Raw genomic sequence first — 19171 nt, 5'->3', positions numbered from 1 at the left:
CCTTGCCGGTGTCGCTGATTGATTCATCCCAGATCTTGCGGCCCGGGTTCAACCGGAAGCAAGTCGTTCGACCGTCGGAAGACTGCTTTTGACCCTGAGCGGACGTCTACCATCTCATCGGTACGGATTTTCTCAAGTTGGATAGCCGATCTGGACTATATCCTCACCGAGTGAAGCTAGATCGATTGTTGGATTAATAGCAGCAACGATTTCATTCGTTAGCACACGATGCTCGTATACAGCGATCGTGGCTTGTGGAGGCACTTCTCTTTGATAGTAATCAGCAGCCCATCGCCGGTACGTTTCAGGCGAGCAATCAAGCATTGAAAGCAGATGGGCCGAGCCATCGCTGTCTCCGGATGCTGCCAGCTCAATTCTTGCACTGGACCACGCAGGCGCTTCAGAAAGACGCCACATGCAAAATGTGACATACTCCGGCGAGAACGCAGGTTCACTGCAACAAGCTGCGAACTGGCGAGGCAGATCGCGATAGAACTGCTCACTTGGTAATCTTAACGACGCTACCATCGACTCGTGATCAAAGCCTTTGATGAATGCGCCATGAGAATTGAACAATACGAAAAACTCGTCGCCTTGGCCATTCCGCATTGAGCCCATCATTTCTTCCGTGGCCCAATTTGCGTTGAAAGAGTAGTAACGGTACGCCCACTCAGGGCAGATGATTGCATCAAGCATCGCGATTGATTGAAGCAGCCGCTTTAATGAGAAGACGTCAGGCAGTTGACGCATGTTTCTTGTGGATGGTCCTGGCATGTTTTGTTTCAATCGCAAAGGGACCGACTTGAGCTATTTCGCACTGAAGAAACCACAGGTGCGGCCTGGTTGGCAATGTCTCCTTGTGGCCCCAAGCCGATGTCTGGGCCCGACCGACGGATCCGGTCCTGACCCTTGGCTGACCGAATACGACCACGACTGACTTGGGCCTGTGGTACGTTATTTTGCGGATGCGATTGTCCTGAGCCGCCTTCGGGCAAACCGAGCCAGAAGGAAAGACGCGCCCATCGAAGCCAACATCAAGATCGGGATGGCGGCCACCCTTGAGCCGAGATCGGGTACCTCTCGACTAGAGAGGACAACTGCCCAAGCCAGGCTGGCCCCGATGCCACAACAGAAGCCAAACACCGCCAGAACCAACATCGTTCGGTAGCGAAGGGTCGCCGTCATCCGGCAGCTAAGAATTGCTGTCATCTCGTTCTCCAGGACCGCCTCAGCTCGCAGCGTCTTTCATATCAGGCGAGAAACGGAATGTCGGCCAATGACTCAAAGGACCTCGGGGAGCTTCAGGACCGCCCCTGCACAGCCATTCGCCTTTGTGACTCGCCGAGGGTGGGGGAACATTGCGCGCCGAGACCGGTTCCCCCAAGTTCCCATAGCGCTTGTAACCCTGCAGGCGGTTGCTCTCAGAGGGTCTGCCGATGTCATCGCTCGATCCCGTCAAAAGTGCTCACGATGGTCGTCAACGAAGGTTGCTGATCGTGTTGGCTTTGGGATTTGTTGCGTTTGGCGCCGCCGCGGCGGCCCTCTTCTACGTGTTGCAGCCCGAGACCCTCCGGATCGCCGTTGGACCGGCCGGCAGCGACGACCACCGGGTGGTCCAAGCCATGGCCGACGCTTTCGGCGAGGAAAGCAGGACCGTCAGGCTGTCCCCGATCACGACCGGGGGAGCCGCTGAATCTCTCGCACTCCTGGCCGCCGATAAAACTGACCTCGCGGTCGGCCGCGGCGATCTCAGCATGCCGCCCGATGCGCAGACATTGGCGGTCCTGCGGAAGAACTACGTCGTCCTGTGGTCTCCCTCGGGACGGCGCGGCAGCGATTCCAAGAAGAAGGGTACCGGCACTATCAAAGAGATCGCCGGTCTGGCGGGTCATAAGGTCGGGATTATCGGGAAGACCGGGGCAAATGTCGCAGTCCTCCAGGCCATTCTGGAGGGCTCCGGCGTGCAGCCTGACAAGGTGGCCACGGCGCAATTCGGGACAGATGAGATCCAAAAGCTTGCGCAAGATTCTACCCTCGATGCGTATCTCGCGGTCGGTCCGCTCGACAGCAAGATCACCGCGGACGCCATCACCGCCACCTCCCGAGAGCGCGGCGCTCCCACGTTTCTTCCGATCGATGCATCCGAGGCTATTGCCCTGAAGCACCCGCGCTACGAGGCCGAGGAAATCCCGCCGAGCGTCTTCAGCGCGAGACCGGCCTGGCCGGAGGACAAGATCGACACTGTAAGCGTCAGTCATCTGATCCTGGCAAGAAAGGAACTCTCCGAGGCCAAGGCGGCGGCGTTCTACCGGCAGCTGTTTGCGGTCCGCGACACGATCACGCAAGGCACAGCCGGCGCTTCGCGCATCATGAAGCCCGACACGGAGAAGGAGACCGAACCTTCCGTGCACCGGGGCGCCGCGGCAGTGATCAACGGCACGGAGCGAACCTTTCTGGACAAGTACAGCGACTACTTCTGGTTTGCCTTGCTTGCGCTTTCCGGCATCGGTTCGGCCGCCGCCTGGCTGCGTCGCTATCTGAATCGGGACGAAACGAACGACAGCACCAGTTGCCGCAGCCGCGTTCTCGAGGCCATGTCGGAGGTTCGCAGTGCCGGGTCCGAACAGGATCTGCTGACATGGCAACGGGAGGTCGACGCGATCATCGGCGAAACTCTCAAGGGCTATGACGATGGAGCCATCGAACCAGAGGACCTGTCCGCATTCGGTCTCGCCGTTGAATTGTTCAACCATGCCATTGCCGAAAGGCGAACGACGCTGCAGAGCGGTGCCACCGATCAACCGCGAACGACAGGTAACCCTCGGCTCTCTTCGATAGGCGCGCCCGGCCAATGAGTCCTCATCGGCGCCTCGGGTTGCAGCGAGCGCTGCAAGTTCCTGCCCCATTGGGCGCCCGATATGTCCGTTCAGGGAGCGAGCGGACGTAAGCGGCCCGACAGCCGAATGGCCGTCACTGCCGTCCATCGTCCCCACTATTCGGCTTCAACATAGCGAATGATGCTCTGGTTCTGAACGTTTGCGACCAGCTCGTCGGCGCGCGACAAGAGCCGGCGGAGCAAGGGCGACTGGTTTGACCGATTGTATCCCAGGGCCAAATCGACCGTCGGGGTGCCGCCCTCGAGCGCCCGCGCGACGACGTTGGGTGTGAGCATGTTCTGCGCATAGAGCGGAACCAGGCTGATGCCGCCGGTCGATGCCACCAGCGACATCGCGGACGATATGTTCTCGCCCGCATACTTTGCCTCCAGGGTGATGCCGACCCGCGAGGCATAGTCCTGGATGACCTCCTGCAACACGGGGGAGGTCCGCGCCGAACTGACATAGATTTCGCGGGCGAGATCCTGCGGCCGGATCTTCTTGCGCGAGGCCAGACGATGATCGGCTGGCAGCACCGCGATCAACGGCTCCTTCGCCAGCACCTTGAAGACGACACCCTTGTTGTCTTTCTCGGGACGAAGGAAGGCGATGTCCAGCTTCCCCCGCATCAATGCCAGCGCGAGCTCCGGCGAGGATTGCGTGCTGAGCGTGACCTCGACGTCCGGGGCTTCCTCGCGCAAGATGCGCAACAGCTGCGGAAGCCACATGACCTCCAGCCCAACCAGGAATCCCATCGAAAGGAGAGGCTTTTGCGGGCGAGCCGTCTGCCGGGCCCCCTCGGTCGCCGCCTCGACCTGAAGCAGCGCCAATCGCGCGTGATCGAGAAACACGCGTCCGGCGGAGGTCAGCGCCACGCCGCGGGCCTGGCGCTCCAACAGCGGAACGCCGACTTCGGATTCGAGATCGCGGATCTGCCGGCTCAGGGAAGGCTGTGAAGTGTTGAGGCGCCGCTGGGCAGCGGTCAAAAAGCTACCTTCCTCCGCAACGGCAACGAAATATCGCAAATGCCGCAGTTCCATTCGCCCTCAATATGCTTCCAAGGCATAGATCGAAGCCTACAAGGTATTTGTAGCTGACGGAAGCAAGAATTACCTTCGCAACGGCAACGCGTTGGCGGACAGGTGTTGCCAAGGCAAGGGCCTGCTTGGGACTCGACTCCAAGCTCGGCCAGCGAACCTGAGTAACACGTCGCTCAATGGATCAAATTGATCGGCGTCCTGTGAAAATATCTGACAGCACGGATGGAGCGGCACGATGCCCACGATGACGACTGACGATGGCGTCAACATCTACTACAAGGATTGGGGATCAGGTCAGCCGATCGTCTTCAGCCACGGATGGCCGCTGACCGCGGACGACTGGGATGCCCAGATGATGTTCTTCCTGCAGCAGGGTTTCCGCGTCATCGCGCATGACCGTCGCGGGCACGGACGGTCCGACCAGCCCAGCACCGGCAACGACATGAATACTTGGGCTGCAGACCTTGCGGATCAGACCAAGCACCTCGACCTGCGCGACGCGATCCACATCGGTCACTCCACAGGTTGCGGAGAGGTCGCTCGGTATGTCGCGCGCCACCACGAGCGCGTTGCGAAGGCGGTCCTGGTCGCTTCCCTGACGCCGAACATGTATCGCAGCGACGAAAACCCGTCCGGTCAACCGCCGGAATGGTTCGAAGGGGTTCGTGCAGGCATGCTGGGCAACCGGTCGGAGTTCTATCGGTTCGTCCCGGAGAACCCGTTCTACGGTTACAACCTGAACGGGGCCAAGCCTTCGGAGGCCATCATTGCCAACTGGTGGCGTCAGGGCATGACCGGTGGGGCCCTGGCTCACTACGCAACTGTCGAATCCTGGTTGGAAGACTATACTGAAGACCTGAAAAAGATCACCGTGCCGGTGCTGATCATGCATGGCGAGGCCGATCAAATCGTCCCCTTCGCAAGTACGGTGCCGCGTGCGGTCAACCTGCTCAAGAACGGATCGCTGAAAACCTATCCGGGCTACCCCCATGGCATGCTCACCACGCATGCAGACGTCCTCAACCCCGACCTGCTCTCCTTCATCAGGTCTTGACGGCATATCTCCTTGAATATCGCCTTCCCCCGCACAAAGGAGATGCCGCTCGCAAGGCGGCATCTTCTTCCCATTCAAGACAGCGGCTTCCTATCGTTTCGGACTCTCCCATCTTCAACCGCGATGCCTGCTCTCGGGACGAGCCGGAAGACAGCTGTCGGACCGAGTGGCACCCACGAACCTCAACCCGCCGGAACGACCGCGTAGTCCGCCAGCCACCCCAGCCCGTCAACGGTCCCTGCCCTCGGCTTATATTCGCAGCCGATCCAGCCGGAATAGCCGATGGCGTCGAGGTGGCGGAACAGGAAGGGGTAGTTGATCTCGCCGGTGCCGGGCTCGTGGCGGCCAGGGTTGTCGGCGAGCTGGATGTGGGCGATGCGGGCGAGATGCTTCTGCATGGTGCGGGCGAGATCGCCCTCCATGATCTGCATGTGGTAGATGTCGTACTGCACGAACAGATTGTCGGACTCGACATCTGAGATCAGCTGCAGCGCCTGGGCCGTGCGGTTGAGGAAGAAGCCGGGGATGTCGGGCGTGTTGATCGGCTCGATCAGCAGCTTGATGCCCTGCGCCTTCAGCGCTATCGCGGCAAAGCGCAAATTGCGCACCAGCACCTGGTTGAGCTCGCGCGGATCGGCATCGTCGGGCGCGATGCCGACGAGGCAGTTGAGCTGGCGGCAGTCGAGCGCCCGCGCATACTCGATGGCGCGGCGCACGCCGTCGCGGAAATCGTCGACACGATCGGGCAAGATCGCGATGCCGCGCTCGCCGGCCGCCCAGTTGCCGGCGGGCAGATTGTGCAGCACCTGGGTCAGGCCGTGGCGCGCGAGCTGCTCGCGCAGCTCGGCCTTGTCGAACTCGTAGGGGAACAGATATTCGACGCCGCTGAAGCCGGCGGCCTTGGCGGCGGCGAAGCGCTCCATGAACGGCAGCTCGTTGAACAGCATCGTGAGGTTGGCGGCAAAGCGCGGCATGGCGTGATCCTCGATGATCGGAGTGCGCTGAGATCAAGCCGGCAGCAAAGTGCGCGCCGGCTCCGCCGGCGTCTCGTCGACCGGTAAGTCGAGCACCTCCTCGAACTCCACGACATTGTCGATCTCGGTACCCATCGCGATGTTGGTGACGCGCTCGAGCACGAACTCGACCACGACGGGCACCTGGTACTCCGCCATCCATTCGCGCGCGGTCGCGAACGCCGCCTGGGCCTGGCGCGGATCGGTGACGCGGATCGCCTTGCAGCCGAGCCCTTGCGCGACCGCGACATGATCGACGCCGTAGCCGCCGACCTCCGGCGCGTTGATGTTCTCGAACGACAGCTGCACCTGGTAGTCCATCGAGAAGCCGCGCTGCGCCTGGCGGATCAGGCCGAGATAGGCGTTGTTCACGACGACGTGGATGTAGGGCAAATTGAACTGGGCGCCGACCGCGAGCTCCTCGATCAGGAACTGGAAGTCGTAGTCGCCCGACAGCGCGACGATCTCGCGCTTGGGATCGGCGGCGCGGACGCCGAGCGCGGCCGGCAGGGTCCAGCCGAGCGGGCCCGCCTGCCCGGCATTGATCCAGTGGCGCGGATGGTTGACGCTGAGGAACTGCGCGCCGCCGATCTGCGACAGGCCGATGACGCTGACATAGCAGGTGTCGCGGCCGAACGCCTTGTTCATCTCGTGATAGACGCGCTGCGGCTTGATCGGCACCTGGTCGAAATCGCTGCGCCGGAGCATGGTGCGCTTGCGATCCTGACATGCGGCCGGCCACGCTTGCCGCTCGCGCAATTTGCCGGCCTTTCGCCACTCGCGTGCGACCGTGATGAACAGCTCCAGCGCGGCCTTGGCATCGGAGACGATGCCGAGGTCGGGATTGAACACGCGGCCGATCTGGGTGGGCTCGATGTCGACATGCACGAAGCTGCGGCCCTTGGTGTAGGTCTCGAGCGAACCGGTGTGGCGGTTGGCCCAGCGGTTGCCGATGCCGAGGACGAAATCGGACTCCAGGAAATTGGCATTGCCGTAGCGATGGCTGGTCTGCAGGCCGACCATGCCGGCCATCAGCACATGATCGTCGGGAATGGTGCCCCACCCCATCAGGGTCGGCACGACCGGCACGTTGACGGTCTCGGCGAACGCCACCAGCAGATCGCTGGCGTCGGCGTTGATGATGCCGCCACCGGCCACGATCAGCGGGCGCTCGGCGGCGTTGAGCATCTCCAGCGCCTTCTCGATCTGCTTGCGGCTCGCCGCGGGCTTGTAGACCGGCAGCGGCGTATAGGTCTCGTCGTCGAACTCGATCTCGGCGAGTTGCACGTCGAGCGGCAGGTCGATCAGCACCGGTCCCGGCCGGCCCGAGCGCATGATGTGGAAGGCCTGGCTGAACACGCGCGGCACGAGGCCAGGCTCGCGCACCGTCACCGCCCATTTCGTCACGGGCTTGGCGATCTGCTCGATGTCGACAGCCTGGAAATCCTCCTTGTAGAGCCTGGCGCGCGGCGCCTGGCCGGTGATGCAGAGGATCGGAATCGAATCCGCGATCGCCGAATACAGCCCGGTGATCATGTCGGTGCCGGCCGGCCCCGAGGTGCCGATGCACACGCCGATATTGCCGGCCCTGGCGCGGGTGTAGCCCTCGGCCATGTGCGAGGCGCCCTCGACGTGACGGGCGAGAATGTGGCGGATCGAGCCGCGGCGTTGCAGCGCGGAATAAAGCGGATTGATCGCGGCGCCGGGAACGCCGAAGGCGCAGGTGACGCCCTCCTTCTCCAAGATCCGCACCGCAGCATCGATCGCCCGCATCTTCGCCATCTCGCGCCTCCCGCTTGTTTGATGCGCGAGCTTCGCTGCTGACGGATGCGATCTCAATTCAGTCGTCGATTTTTCCCACGATGCGGCACGCTCGGCAAAACACCGGCGGCCTCAATTAGTTAGGACAGAACGACACTGACATGTCCTAACAGGATGAGACGCGAGTAGTTATTCGAACAGCGGCGCCAGTTCCATCTGCGGCACGAGCACGAGGCCCTTGTCGGTGATGCGAATTTCCGGAATGACCGATAGAGGAATCAAATTGAAGCCCATGTAGGGAATGGTGCAGCCGGCTTCCGCCCACTCTTTCTTCAACAGCTTTACCTCCTCGGCGACCTCGGTGACGCGCTTGTCCGACAAGAGTCCCGCGATCGGCAAGGGAACCATCGCCCTCACCTCGCCGTCGGCGACCACGCAGACGCCGCCCTGGTGCTGGCCGATCGCGGCGACCGCGGCCTGCATGTCCGCCTCGTTGGTGCCGGCGACGATGATATTGTGGCTGTCATGGCCGACGCTGGAGGCGACGGCGCCGCGCTTCAGGCCAAAGTCCTTCAACAGGCCATGCGCGACGTTCCCCGCCGACTTGCCGTGGCGCTCGATCACGGCGACGAAGCAGAGACCATGGCGCGCGAACAGCGTCTCCCAATCGTTGGCCGGCTCGATCGCGACCTTGTCGTGGATCAACGTGATGCCCGGCAGCGCCGTCTTGATCGCGTTGACGGTGCAGGCCTTGGTGGGAAGCTGCGGCGTCAGCGTCATCTGCGCCGGCAGCTTCACGGTCGCATAGGCCGCCTTCGGATATTGATAGCGCTGCGACAGCGCCTGATCGAGCCGCGCGGTGATCTTGCCGTTGTCGACGACGAGCTCGCCGCCATACCAGGTCGATTGCGGCTTCAGGCCGTCGTCGAGCAGCACGAGGTCGGCGCGGCGGCCGCCGCCGAGGCCGCCGATCTCGCCATCCAACGCGAAGCGCGTGGCGCCGTGCAGCGAGCCCATCGACCACGCCTGCTCGGGCGACATCCCGGCCTTGACTGCCTCGCGCACCACCCAGTCGAGGCCGAACAGCATGAGATCATCGGCATCGCGATCGTCGGTGCACACGGCGGTGCGCTTGTGCGACGCGCCGAGCTCGGTGATGGTGCGGATCGCCTGCGGCAGGCTGTGCCACGGCGTCGTGGGCGGACCGCCGCGCAAAAAAATCCAGACGCCGGCATCGAGCAGATCGTCGGCGATGTCGCGGTCGATCGCCTCATGCGTGTCGGTGACGCCGCTCGCGGCATAGGCCGCGACGAACTCGCGGCCATAGACATGGCCCGACACCGGCCGCCCGCGCTGCAGGGCCGCAGCGAGAATGGCATGGCTGCGCTCGTCGCCCATGCAGACCGGCACGAAATCCATCTTCTCGCCGAGCGCCACCGCCTCCGGCCAGCGATCGAACAGCCCGGCGATCTTGTCCGGCGTGAGATCACCGCCGGCCGTTTCCAGCGCCGCCGACGTGGCCGGCACCGTCGAGGGCACGGTGAGGAAGATCGACAGCGGCGCCTGCCGCGCATCCTCCAGCATCGCCTCGACGCCGGCGACATCCATCACATTGCCGATCTCGTGGCTGTCGCAGAAGATCGTCGTGGTGCCGTTGAGCAGTGCGGCTTCCGCATAGGCGCAGGCGGTCACCATCGAGGATTCGATATGGATGTGCGGATCGACGAGGCCGGGCGCGATGATGCCGCCTGCGGCGTCGTAGATCGCGAAGCCGCTCGCGAGCGCCTTGTGCGCGCCCGCCGGCTTCACCGCGGCCACGCGTCCGCCGGTGATCCACAGCTCGCGGCCCGGCAGGATGCGCTCCGAATAGGTCGACAGCACCCGCGCCCCGGTGATGACGAGATCGGGCGCGACCCGGCCCGACGCGACATCGGCGAGCCGCCGCGTCATGCTGTGCAGAGGAGCGACCGAGAAGCGGGTGAGTTTGGACATGGCACAACTCGCTGGACGTGTTCGGGTGATCCGCCAATCGTTGCGCGCGATGCGGGCGACGGCAAGCCCAAATAGGTCGATGCAGCTGATGACGGCTTGGGCAGCGGAGGTGGCAAGCTCGGTCGCCCGCAGGCCAAGACGATCACAAGGATCGACCTGCCGCGTTCTCCTTCAGGTTGACAAAGATCAACGCAACACTTGGGAAGGCTGTCATTATTTTTGAGCAACAGGGCGCGTTCGGCGACCACTCGGCCGTGTACCTGCAGAGGAGGCGTCCATGCGCAATACCATCTTGATGCTCGCCTGTTCCATCCTCGCCGCGACCGCCACAGGGTCCGCGGCGCGCGCCGACATGATCGCGCATTACGAATGCGCGGTGGTCGGCTTCCCCTTTCCCGAGCCGGCCGGCGATCGTCCCGATCACAACCTGCTGACCGTCGAATATTCCTGCCTCGGCACCGAGGGCATGCTGAAGGGCGCCGTATATACGGCCTCGAACACGGTCGAGTGGGATGGTCCCAAGGGGACGTTCCTGATTGGCGGCGGCGTCCACCGCATCCCCGGCGGACGCGCGGTCACGCAGGCGACCGAGGGGACCGCATCACCGGTGATGCGGGACGGCAAGCCGGTGGGCAACGAGACCTCCGGGAAAGGCATTATCAAGTTCGCTTCGGGCTCGCTGGCGGCCTTGGCTGGCAAGACGATCCATTTCGTCACCAAGCCGATCAGCCCGATCCGCTTCACCATCGATTTCACCGACTGACCTGACGCAGATTGCAAGGGTGGGCCAAGGGTGGGCAAAGGCGTCGTCATGCCCACTTCTCCCGCGATATCCTCGTGGTGCCGTGCCCTCCGTCTGGCCGCTGAGTTCGTCGATGGACGGGGGGCACGCTGCCGCCTAAGGGCTTCCGCTTTGCCCGCCCTACGGCGAGACCCGAGGCGACTTGTTTGCCGTTCTCAGCCGCTCAATTTCGTCAGCGGCGGCTGTCATGGCTTCGGCGTATTCAGTCAAAAAGCCTTGGAATGCGTCGCGTGGCCACGATGCTTTGTTGCCGCTCGCAAACTCCGCCCGCCATCTGTCCCAATTGGTCATGATGGAGCCATCCCAATCCGTCATATCATTCGCGAGGCTGCGCAACCGCGTTACGATGTCGGACATGAAGTATCGAGCTCCACACGACGCTGCCTCTGGATATCGGTAACATTCGGGACTGCGCAAGCTGCCATCTTAGTTGCGTGCACCGTCACCGAAGCTGAGCCCCACTCCCCGGCTCGCGGTCAGTCGGGCCGAGAATCCGCTTCCACGGCCGTCCGCGCCAAGCCACCCAGCGCCGCCGTCAGCTCCGCCGCGATGTCCCGCACCATGGCGCCGACAACCGGCACCCGCTCCTCCGTCAGCCGGCTCGCCAGGCCGGACACCGAAATCGCTGCCAGCGGCTCGCGGCAGGAATCGTGGACGACGGCGGCGATGCAGCGCAGGCCTAGACGCGCCTCCTCGTCGTCGACGGCGTAGCCCTGGCGGCGGATGGTCGCCAGCTCCCGGAACAGGTCGCTGGCGCGGATGATGGATTTCTCGGTCAGGCGCGGCATGCCCTGGCGGTGGATGATGCCGTTGACGTCGTCGTCGGAATAGGTCGCGAGCACCGCCTTGCCCATGCCGGAGGCGACCATGGCCAAGCGGCCGCCGACCTTGGTCAGCGAGCGCATGATCTCGCGGCTGTCCAGCCGCAGCAGCACCATCAAAGATTCATCGTCGACGACGGCGAGATTGGCGGTCTCGCGCGATTGATCGCGCAGGCGGCGCAGATAGGGAATGGCGAGCGCGACGAAATTGCGGCGGCGGGTGAAGGTGGCGCCGACCGCGAAGCTCTGCGCGCCGACATGCCATTTCGATTCCATGCGGTCGAACTGGACAAAGCGGCGCTTCTCCAAAGTCGTCAGCAGGCGATGGACGGTGGAGGTGGAGAGCCCGGCACGGATGGCGAGATCGCTCAGGCGATAGCCTTCGTCGTCCTCAGCGAGAATTTCCAGAATTTGGAGAGCGCGGCCGACGGATTGCACGCCGCCGTCGCGGGGCTCGGCCGCGGCATCCGGGCGTGGCTCGATCGTCTTGCGACGGATCACGTGGCGCCTCTCTGCACCGCCATTTCAGGCGGCGTCGTTGCAGGACGGACGGATCTTGCTTGGTCACGCTAGCAAAGAAAGTGCCGCCCCGGCGAGACGCCGGAGCGGCATTCGCATCACTATGACTTAGAGCAGGCCCGCGCCGCGCGCCCACTTGTACTTGGCGCCGAGCACCTCGACCGGCAGCTCGGTCGAATAGGCGTAGGCCGGGATGCCGTTCTGGTAGAGATATTCGGCGGCTTCCTCGACCTCGACGTCGCCGGCGAGCGAGGCGACGATCGGCTTGACGAAGCCCTTGGCCTCCATCTCCTTCTTCACCTCGACCATGTTGCGCGCGAACACCATCGGCGGGGTCACGATCGTGTGCCAGTAGCCGAGGATCAGCGCGTGGATGCGGTCGTCCGACAGGCCGAGCTTGACCGTGTTCACATAGGTGATCGGCGGCTCGCCGCCGGTGATGTCGACCGGATTGCCGGCCGCACCGAACGGCGGGATGAACTTGCGGAAGGCGGCATCGAGGTCGGCCGGCATGGTCATCAGCGACATGCCGTTGTCGACCACGGAGTCGGACAGCAGCACGCCCGAGCCGCCGGCGCCGGTGATGATGACGACGTTCTCACCCTTCGGCGTCGGCAGCACCGGCACGCCGCGGGCGAACTCGAGCAGCTGACGCAGCGAGCGGGCGCGGATCACGCCGGACTGCTTCAGCACGTCCTCATAGATCTTGTCGTTGCCGGCGAGCGCGCCGGTGTGCGACGAGGCGGCCTTGGCGCCGGCCGAGGTGCGGCCGGCCTTGAGCACGATGACCGGCTTCTTCTTGGAGACGCGCTTGGCGGCTTCGGCGAAGGCGCGGCCGTCCTTGAGGTCCTCGCAGTGCTGCGCGATCAAATTCGTGTTCGGGTCCTGCTCGAAGAAGGCGAGCAGATCGTCCTCGTCGATGTCAGACTTGTTGCCGAGGCCGACGATCGCCGACACGCCCATTTTGGCCGAGCGCGAGAAGCCGATGATCGCCATGCCGATGCCGCCCGACTGCGACGACAGCGCGGCGTGGCCCTTGACGTCATAGGCGGTGCAGAAGGTCGCGCAGAGATTGGCGGGCGTGTAGTAGAAGCCGTAGATGTTCGGCCCCATCAGGCGGATGTTGTACTTGTTTCCGACCTCGACGATCTCGGCCTGCAGCTCCGGCGCGCCGGCTTCGGCAAAGCCCGACGGGATCAGCACCGCGCCGGGGATCTTCTTCTCGCCGCACTCGGTCAGCGCCGCGGCCACGAACTTCGCCGGAATCGCGAACACGGCGGTGTCGATTACGCCGGGCACGTCCTTGACGCTCTTGTACGCCTTGTAGCCGAGGATCTCGGAGGCCTTCGGATGGATCGGATAGATCTCGCCCTTGTAGCCGCCGTTGATCAGGTTCTTCATCACGGAGTTGCCGATCTTGCCGTCCTCGGCGGAGGCGCCGATCACGGCGACCGCGGAAGGCTTCATGATGCGGTTCATCGCCGTGACGATTTCCTCGTTCGAGCGCGGCGCCGGACGCGGCTTGTAGTCGAAATCGACGACGATGCGGACGTCGGCGGCGATCGCGCCGGTCTTGGTCGCGAACACCGGGTTGAGGTCGAGCTCGACGATCTCGGGGAAATCGCTGACCAGCTGCGACACCTTGACGATGACGTCGGACAGCGCCTCGCGGCTGACCGCATCGCCGCCGCGCACGCCCTTGAGCATCTCGTGCGCCTGGATGCCGTCGAGCATCGACAGCGCGTCGTCCTTGGTCGCGGGGGCGAGGCGGAATGTCACATCCTTGAGAACTTCGACCAGCACACCGCCGAGGCCGAAGGCCACCAGCTTGCCGAACGAGCCGTCGGTGATCGAACCGACGATGACCTCGGTACCGCCGGTCAGCATCTGCTGGACCTGGATGCCTTCGATCTTGGCGTCGGCCTTGTACTTCTTCGCATTCGCGAGAATGGTCTCGTAAGCGGTCTTCGCGTCGTCAGCCGTCTTGACGCCGACGATGACACCACCGGCTTCCGTCTTGTGCAGAATGTCCGGCGAGACGATTTTCATGACGACCGGAAAACCCATATCTCCCGCGAGCTTGGCCGCCTCGGCGGCTGACTTCGCCAATCCCTCCTTCGGCACCGGAATGCCGTAGGCATCGCAGACGATCTTGCCTTCGGGCGCGGTCAGGCTGGTGCGTTTATCCGCCTTCACACGATCGAGAACGTCTCGGATCGTAGCCTTGGCATTCGGGATGGCGTCAGACATCGGGGCTTCCTCCTGGGGATTGCTCGTCGTTTATGGCATTTGGTATGCCAGAAGCAAACTTTGTCAAGCGCGACGAAGATGTGGAAACGCTGAAAAAGCACGCAGCTTGACAGTCTGGCATCTGGTATGCCAAAAATCTTGGACGCAAAATGCTGTAAACAAGCATCTCCCAAGGAGAGGAGATCGGTCTTGTCTACAGAGAAAACAAACAAGGCATTGCCCATCATGGCCGAGGCCGACATCGCGATCGCTCGCATCGCCCCGGAGACGAGCTTCAAGAATAAGGCCTACGAGGCCTTGAAAGAAGCCATTCTGAAGATGGACATCTACGCCTCGCCCGAGCCCGTGATGCTCGACGAGCGCGCGCTCTCCGAGCGCCTCGGTGTCAGCCGCACGCCGATCCGCGAAGCGATCGCGATGCTCGAGCAGGACGGCTTCGTGAAGACCGTGCCGCGCCGTGGCATCGTCGTCGTCCGCAGGACGAAGAGCGAGATCGTCGACATGATCCGCGCCTGGGCGGCGCTGGAGAGCATGGCCGCGCGGCTCATCACCACGATCGCGCGCAAGAAGGACATCAGCGCGCTGCGCGACTACTTCAAGGACTTCGGCAAGGATCGCCCGCCGCAGGAGCACATCGAGGAATATTCCAAGGCGAACATCGCGTTTCATCAGGCGCTGATCTCGCTGTCGGAATCGCCGGTGCTCGTCGACATGACCAACGACATCCTGCTGCACGTGCGCGGCTATCGCCAGCTCACGATCGGGCGCACCGACCGTATCGCGGCCTCCCTGCCCGAGCATCTCGCGATCATCGAGGCGCTGGAGGAACGCAACACCGAGCTCGCCGAGAAGCGCGCGCGGGATCACACGCTGGGCCTTGCGAGCTATGTCGAGACGCACGGCCAGGAACTATTCAGCTGACGGGTTCAAACAGAAGAAGTCGCCGCAAAGCGCCTTCGTAGACGACCAGGGAGAGAGGCGCATGGCGCAGACTGCTGTTAAGACCGAGGCACCGGACACGCACGAGGAGCTCACGGACGGTTTCCATCTCGTCATCGACGCGATGAAGCTGAACGGGATCGACACGATCTACAACGTGCCGGGCATTCCGATCACCGATCTCGGTCGCATGGCGCAGGCTGAAGGCATCCGCGTGCTCTCCTTCCGTCACGAGCAGAACGCCGGCTACGCCGCAGCGATCGCCGGCTTCCTCACCAAGAAGCCGGGCGTCTGCCTCACCGTCTCCGCTCCCGGCTTTCTGAACGGCCTCACCGCGCTGGCGCATGCGACCACGAACTGCTTCCCGATGATCCTGGTCTCGGGCTCCTCGGAGCGCGAGATCGTCGACCTGCAGCAGGGCGACTACGAGGAGATGGATCAGCTCGCGATCGCCAAGCCGCTGTGCAAGGCGGCGTTCCGCGTGCTGCACGCCCAGGACATCGGCATCGGCTTCGCCCGCGCCATCCGCGCCGCGGTCTCCGGGCGTCCCGGCGGCGTCTATCTCGACCTGCCGGCAAAGCTGTTCGGCCAGGTGATGAACGCGCAGGCAGGCAGCGCCTCGCTGGTCAAGGTGATCGATCCGGCTCCGGCGCAGATCCCCTCCCCCGATTCCGTCAAGCGTGCGCTGGACGTGCTGAAGAGCGCCAAGCGCCCGCTGATCATTCTCGGCAAGGGCGCGGCCTATGCGCAAGCCGATGAGGCGATCAAGACTTTCGTCGAGAAGAGCGGCGTGCCGTTCCTGCCGATGAGCATGGCCAAGGGCCTCTTGCCCGACCTGCATCCGCAATGCGCCGGTGCCGCGCGCTCGACCGTGCTGAAGGACTCCGACGTCGTGATGCTGATCGGCGCCCGCCTCAACTGGCTCTTGTCGCACGGCAAGGGCAAGAGCTGGGGCGAACAGCCCAAGAAGTTCATCCAGGTCGACATCGAGCCGAAGGAGATGGACTCCAACGTCGAGATCGCCGCCCCCGTGGTGGGCGACATCGGTTCGGTCGTCACCGCCTTCTCCGACGCAATGGGCAGCAACTGGGCCAAGGCGCCGGTCGAATGGCTGAGCGCGGTGCAGAAGAAGCGCGAGGACAACGTCGCCAAGATGGCGCCGCGGCTGATGAACAACAACTCGCCGATGGACTATCACGGCGCGCTCGGCGTGCTCCGCACCATCATCAAGGAGCGTCCGGACGCGATCCTGGTCAACGAGGGCGCCAACACGCTCGACCTCGCCCGCGGCGTGATCGACATGTATCAGCCGCGCAAGCGGCTCGACGTCGGCACCTGGGGCGTGATGGGCATCGGCATGGGCTCGGCGATCGCCGCCGCGGTCGAGACCGGTAAGCCGGTGCTGGCGATCGAGGGCGACAGCGCCTTCGGCTTCTCCGGCATGGAGGTCGAGACCATCTGCCGCTACAATCTGCCGATCTGCGTCGTCATCTTCAACAATGACGGCATCTATCGCGGCACCGACCAGAACGCGGCGGGCGACGATCCGGCGACCACCGTGTTCGTCAAGGGCGCGCGCTACGACAAGATGATGGAGGCCTTCGGCGGCGTCGGCGTCAACGCCACCTCGCCGGACGAGCTGAAGCGCGCCGTCAACGCGGCGATGGATTCCGGCAAGCCCACCTTGATCAACGCCGTGATTGATCCCGCGGCCGGATCCGAGAGCGGCCGTATCGGCAACCTCAATCCGCAGAGCGTGCTGACGAAGAAGAAGTAAGGCCACCCGCAAGACATCACCTGCCCGCGCCATGCGGGATGACCAATCGTTACGGAGAGGAACAACATGACCAAGGCGCTCGAGGGCGTTCGCATTCTCGACTTCACCCACGTCCAGTCCGGACCGACCTGCACGCAGCTGCTGGCCTGGTTCGGCGCCGACGTGATCAAGGTCGAGCGTCCGGGCGTGGGTGACATCACCCGCGGCCAGCTGCAGGACATTCCGAACGTGGACAGCCTCTATTTCACGATGCTGAACCACAACAAGCGGTCGATCACGCTCGACACCAAGAACCCGAAGGGCAAGGAAGTCCTGACCGAGCTGATCAAGAAGTGCGACGTGCTGGTCGAGAATTTCGGCCCCGGCGTGCTCGACCGCATGGGCTTCCCCTGGGAGAAGATCCAGGCGATCAACCCGAAGATGATCGTCGCCTCGATCAAGGGTTTCGGCCCCGGCCCCTACGAGGACTGCAAGGTCTACGAGAACGTCGCGCAGTGCACCGGCGGCGCCGCCTCGACCACCGGCTTCCGTGACGGCCTGCCGCTCGTCACCGGCGCGCAGATCGGCGATTCCGGCACCGGACTTCATCTGGCGCTCGGCATCGTCACCGCGCTCTATCAGCGCACCCACACCGGCCGCGGCCAGCGCGTCACCGCCGCGATGCAGGACGGCGTGCTCAACCTCTGCCGCGTCAAGCTGCGCGACCAGCAGCGGCTCGATCACGGCCCGCTGAAGGAGTACAGCCAGTTCGGCGAGGGCGTGCCGTTCGGCGACGCCGTGCCGCGCGCCGGCAACGATTCCGGTGGTGGCCAGCCCGGCCGCATCCTGAAGTGCAAGGGCTGGGAGACCGACCCGAACGCCTACATCTACTTCATCACCCAGGCGCCGGTCTGGGAGAAGATCTGCGACGTGATCGGCGAGCCGACCTGGAAGACCGATCCGAACTACGCCAAGCCCGCCGCCCGCCTGCCGCGCCTGAACGAGATCTTCGGCCGCATCGAGCAGTGGACCATGACCAAGACCAAGTTCGAGGCCATGGACATCCTGAACGAGTTCGACATCCCCTGCGGCCCGATCCTGTCGATGAAGGAGATCGCCGAGGACGAGTCGCTGCGCAAGACCGGCACGCTGGTCGAGGTCGACCACCCGACCCGCGGCAAGTATCTCTCGGTCGGCAACCCGATCAAGCTCTCGGACAGCCCGGCCGACGTGACCCGCTCGCCCCTGCTCGGCGAGCACACCGACGAGGTCCTCCGCCAGGTGCTCGGCTTCAGCGACCACCAGGTCGCCGAAATCCACGACTCCGGCGCGCTGGATCCGCCGCGGAAGGAAGCGGCGGAGTAATCGAGCGTCAGAGACGATCGGCGGCGCGACCGCCGAATGTGAAGCTCCTCGACATCAAGCCGCCGGCATCAGCCGGCGGCTTTTTCATTCTCACGTTCCCGTCTATTTCCCGCGCCCAGCGCACATCGACGATGACCTTGGTCCGGCTACGGCCGGCGATCGCACCTGTCGAGAATGTCTGAAATATGGGATGTACGGAGCAGTTGTCGCCGACCCGATTGCTCGTGACCCACAGCCTCGATTGCTACGATCTTTGATGTTTTGTCCCGCGGATGATCGAAAATCACGATATGCAGCCAGAGCGGACGCGAACCGCCCCCGAAGAGCACACTGGCATAGCCCTGCCCACTCGCAGACCTCCGAGAAACATTTCGTTTTGATCCAGAGCAAGGTCCTCTCGCGCTTCGATGTGCATTCTGCGAGGGCTCCCGTGGAGGTGTGCAGCGATGCGTCCCAACTTCACACTGCCGGAGCTTGAGAACGCGTTGGAACGCGGCGTATGGCGATTGTGGTGTGATGGAGGGATGTCTTGGTAAGTCCAATCAGGAAGCCCCCAATCCTGGGGCACCCTCCCGTCCAACTCGAAACGTCCGTGCCGAAGGGCGGAACCAAGACCCCAAACATCGTCCACCCGGACGGCCACGACACCGCGTTCTCGATCCCCGCCGGCAAGACATTCGTGGTAACCGATGTCTCCGTTCAGCGGCTGTCCGTCCTTGGTACGGCGATGTTGTTGGAGGTCTCGCTGACGCAGGATATTCCCTCCAGCGGAGGAACGACAAATCGCTGGAGCTTCGTCGGGGAGACGACAGCCAATGTCGAGCGGACCTTCAGCACCGGAATTGCTTTCTCGACGCCGTTCGTGGTGAGAAACGGCAGCCAGAGCGGCGACACGGTTGTGGTTCGACTTTGGGGGTTCTTCCGATAGCGATCGAGCTGGCGCGCGCCAATTCTGGTCCGGAGGTCGCCTCCAGCAGCTCCTG

At 63.6% G+C, this 19171-nt stretch carries 15 protein-coding genes; 7 read left to right on the top strand and 8 right to left on the bottom strand.

The window, feature by feature from the left end; all coding sequences use genetic code 11:
- Positions 1-132: 132 nt before the first annotated feature.
- Positions 133-774: a hypothetical protein gene (locus QW845_RS29955; RefSeq protein WP_315805108.1), complete on the bottom strand. Its 642-nt coding sequence runs from the start codon at positions 772-774 to the stop codon at positions 133-135.
- 662 nt (positions 775-1436) lie between these two features.
- Here QW845_RS29955 and QW845_RS29950 point away from each other — a divergent pair.
- The gene (locus QW845_RS29950) at positions 1437-2855 is read left to right on the top strand and encodes an ABC transporter substrate-binding protein (RefSeq protein ID WP_315805107.1); all 1419 of its coding nucleotides are present in this window, start codon (positions 1437-1439) and stop codon (positions 2853-2855) included.
- 137 nt (positions 2856-2992) lie between these two features.
- Here the strand turns inward: QW845_RS29950 and QW845_RS29945 are convergent, their stop codons facing one another.
- Positions 2993-3916, bottom strand: a complete 924-nt coding sequence (locus QW845_RS29945; protein WP_315805106.1) for a LysR substrate-binding domain-containing protein — start codon at positions 3914-3916, stop codon at positions 2993-2995.
- Between the two features lie 235 nt (positions 3917-4151).
- Here QW845_RS29945 and QW845_RS29940 point away from each other — a divergent pair, with 235 nt between their 5' ends.
- Complete coding sequence (locus tag QW845_RS29940) at positions 4152-4970, top strand: alpha/beta hydrolase (protein ID WP_315805105.1); 819 nt, start codon at positions 4152-4154, stop codon at positions 4968-4970.
- Positions 4971-5152: 182 nt separating this feature from the next.
- On the opposite strand, the gene hyi is transcribed toward QW845_RS29940, so the two are convergent.
- From hyi to QW845_RS29925, 3 genes are all read right to left on the bottom strand, one after another.
- Positions 5153-5944, bottom strand: coding sequence for a hydroxypyruvate isomerase (gene hyi, locus QW845_RS29935; protein WP_315805104.1), 792 nt, complete (start codon positions 5942-5944; stop codon positions 5153-5155).
- Positions 5945-5977: 33 nt separating this feature from the next.
- Complete coding sequence (gene gcl / locus QW845_RS29930; protein ID WP_315805103.1) at positions 5978-7765, bottom strand: glyoxylate carboligase; 1788 nt, start codon at positions 7763-7765, stop codon at positions 5978-5980.
- Positions 7766-7933: 168 nt separating this feature from the next.
- The gene (locus QW845_RS29925) at positions 7934-9736 is read right to left on the bottom strand and encodes an adenine deaminase (protein ID WP_315805102.1); all 1803 of its coding nucleotides are present in this window, start codon (positions 9734-9736) and stop codon (positions 7934-7936) included.
- A gap of 277 nt (positions 9737-10013) precedes the next feature.
- On the opposite strand from QW845_RS29925, the gene QW845_RS29920 reads away from it, so the two are divergent.
- The gene (locus QW845_RS29920) at positions 10014-10499 is read left to right on the top strand and encodes a hypothetical protein (protein ID WP_315805101.1); all 486 of its coding nucleotides are present in this window, start codon (positions 10014-10016) and stop codon (positions 10497-10499) included.
- 159 nt (positions 10500-10658) lie between these two features.
- Here QW845_RS29920 and QW845_RS29915 read toward each other — a convergent pair whose 3' ends face one another.
- From QW845_RS29915 to QW845_RS29905, 3 genes are all read right to left on the bottom strand, one after another.
- Positions 10659-10895: a hypothetical protein gene (locus QW845_RS29915; protein ID WP_315805100.1), complete on the bottom strand. Its 237-nt coding sequence runs from the start codon at positions 10893-10895 to the stop codon at positions 10659-10661.
- Between the two features lie 119 nt (positions 10896-11014).
- Positions 11015-11860, bottom strand: coding sequence for an IclR family transcriptional regulator C-terminal domain-containing protein (locus QW845_RS29910; RefSeq protein WP_315805099.1), 846 nt, complete (start codon positions 11858-11860; stop codon positions 11015-11017).
- Between the two features lie 126 nt (positions 11861-11986).
- Positions 11987-14128, bottom strand: coding sequence for an acetate--CoA ligase family protein (locus tag QW845_RS29905; protein WP_315805098.1), 2142 nt, complete (start codon positions 14126-14128; stop codon positions 11987-11989).
- Between the two features lie 225 nt (positions 14129-14353).
- Between QW845_RS29905 and QW845_RS29900 the strand changes: the two genes are divergently transcribed.
- The 4 genes from QW845_RS29900 (at position 14354) to QW845_RS29885 (ending at position 19116) form a co-directional block, all read left to right on the top strand.
- Positions 14354-15049, top strand: a complete 696-nt coding sequence (locus QW845_RS29900) for a GntR family transcriptional regulator (protein WP_409997984.1) — start codon at positions 14354-14356, stop codon at positions 15047-15049.
- A 61-nt stretch (positions 15050-15110) separates the two neighbouring features.
- Positions 15111-16844, top strand: a complete 1734-nt coding sequence (gene oxc / locus QW845_RS29895; protein ID WP_315805097.1) for an oxalyl-CoA decarboxylase — start codon at positions 15111-15113, stop codon at positions 16842-16844.
- A 66-nt stretch (positions 16845-16910) separates the two neighbouring features.
- On the top strand, positions 16911-18188 hold the full coding sequence (frc, locus tag QW845_RS29890; RefSeq protein WP_315805096.1) for a formyl-CoA transferase: 1278 nt from the start codon (positions 16911-16913) through the stop codon (positions 18186-18188).
- Positions 18189-18780: 592 nt separating this feature from the next.
- Positions 18781-19116 carry a hypothetical protein gene (locus QW845_RS29885; RefSeq protein WP_315805095.1) on the top strand — a complete coding sequence of 112 codons (336 nt, stop codon included), beginning with the start codon at positions 18781-18783 and terminating at the stop codon, positions 19114-19116.
- Positions 19117-19171 lie beyond the last annotated feature (55 nt).

It is taken from the genome of Bradyrhizobium sp. SZCCHNS3002 (assembly GCF_032377435.1).
Taxonomy (GTDB): Bacteria; Pseudomonadota; Alphaproteobacteria; order Rhizobiales; family Xanthobacteraceae; genus Bradyrhizobium.
Note: the sequence above shows the minus strand (reverse complement) of the source record. Positions and strands in the feature narration are given on the sequence as shown.

What these genes read in the sequence shown, in the direction of transcription:
- QW845_RS29925 (WP_315805102.1), bottom strand. Translation starts at nt 9,736, where the DNA reads ATGTCCAAACTCACCCGCTTCTCGGTCGCTCCTCTGCACAGCATGACG.
- QW845_RS29905 (WP_315805098.1), bottom strand. Translation starts at nt 14,128, where the DNA reads ATGTCTGACGCCATCCCGAATGCCAAGGCTACGATCCGAGACGTTCTC.
- QW845_RS29940 (WP_315805105.1), top strand. Translation starts at nt 4,152, where the DNA reads ATGCCCACGATGACGACTGACGATGGCGTCAACATCTACTACAAGGAT.
- oxc (WP_315805097.1), top strand. Translation starts at nt 15,111, where the DNA reads ATGGCGCAGACTGCTGTTAAGACCGAGGCACCGGACACGCACGAGGAG.
- QW845_RS29955 (WP_315805108.1), bottom strand. Translation starts at nt 774, where the DNA reads ATGCCAGGACCATCCACAAGAAACATGCGTCAACTGCCTGACGTCTTC.
- QW845_RS29920 (WP_315805101.1), top strand. Translation starts at nt 10,014, where the DNA reads ATGCGCAATACCATCTTGATGCTCGCCTGTTCCATCCTCGCCGCGACC.
- QW845_RS29900 (WP_409997984.1), top strand. Translation starts at nt 14,354, where the DNA reads ATGGCCGAGGCCGACATCGCGATCGCTCGCATCGCCCCGGAGACGAGC.
- QW845_RS29950 (WP_315805107.1), top strand. Translation starts at nt 1,437, where the DNA reads ATGTCATCGCTCGATCCCGTCAAAAGTGCTCACGATGGTCGTCAACGA.
- QW845_RS29915 (WP_315805100.1), bottom strand. Translation starts at nt 10,895, where the DNA reads ATGTCCGACATCGTAACGCGGTTGCGCAGCCTCGCGAATGATATGACG.
- hyi (WP_315805104.1), bottom strand. Translation starts at nt 5,944, where the DNA reads ATGCCGCGCTTTGCCGCCAACCTCACGATGCTGTTCAACGAGCTGCCG.
- frc (WP_315805096.1), top strand. Translation starts at nt 16,911, where the DNA reads ATGACCAAGGCGCTCGAGGGCGTTCGCATTCTCGACTTCACCCACGTC.
- gcl (WP_315805103.1), bottom strand. Translation starts at nt 7,765, where the DNA reads ATGGCGAAGATGCGGGCGATCGATGCTGCGGTGCGGATCTTGGAGAAG.
- QW845_RS29945 (WP_315805106.1), bottom strand. Translation starts at nt 3,916, where the DNA reads ATGGAACTGCGGCATTTGCGATATTTCGTTGCCGTTGCGGAGGAAGGT.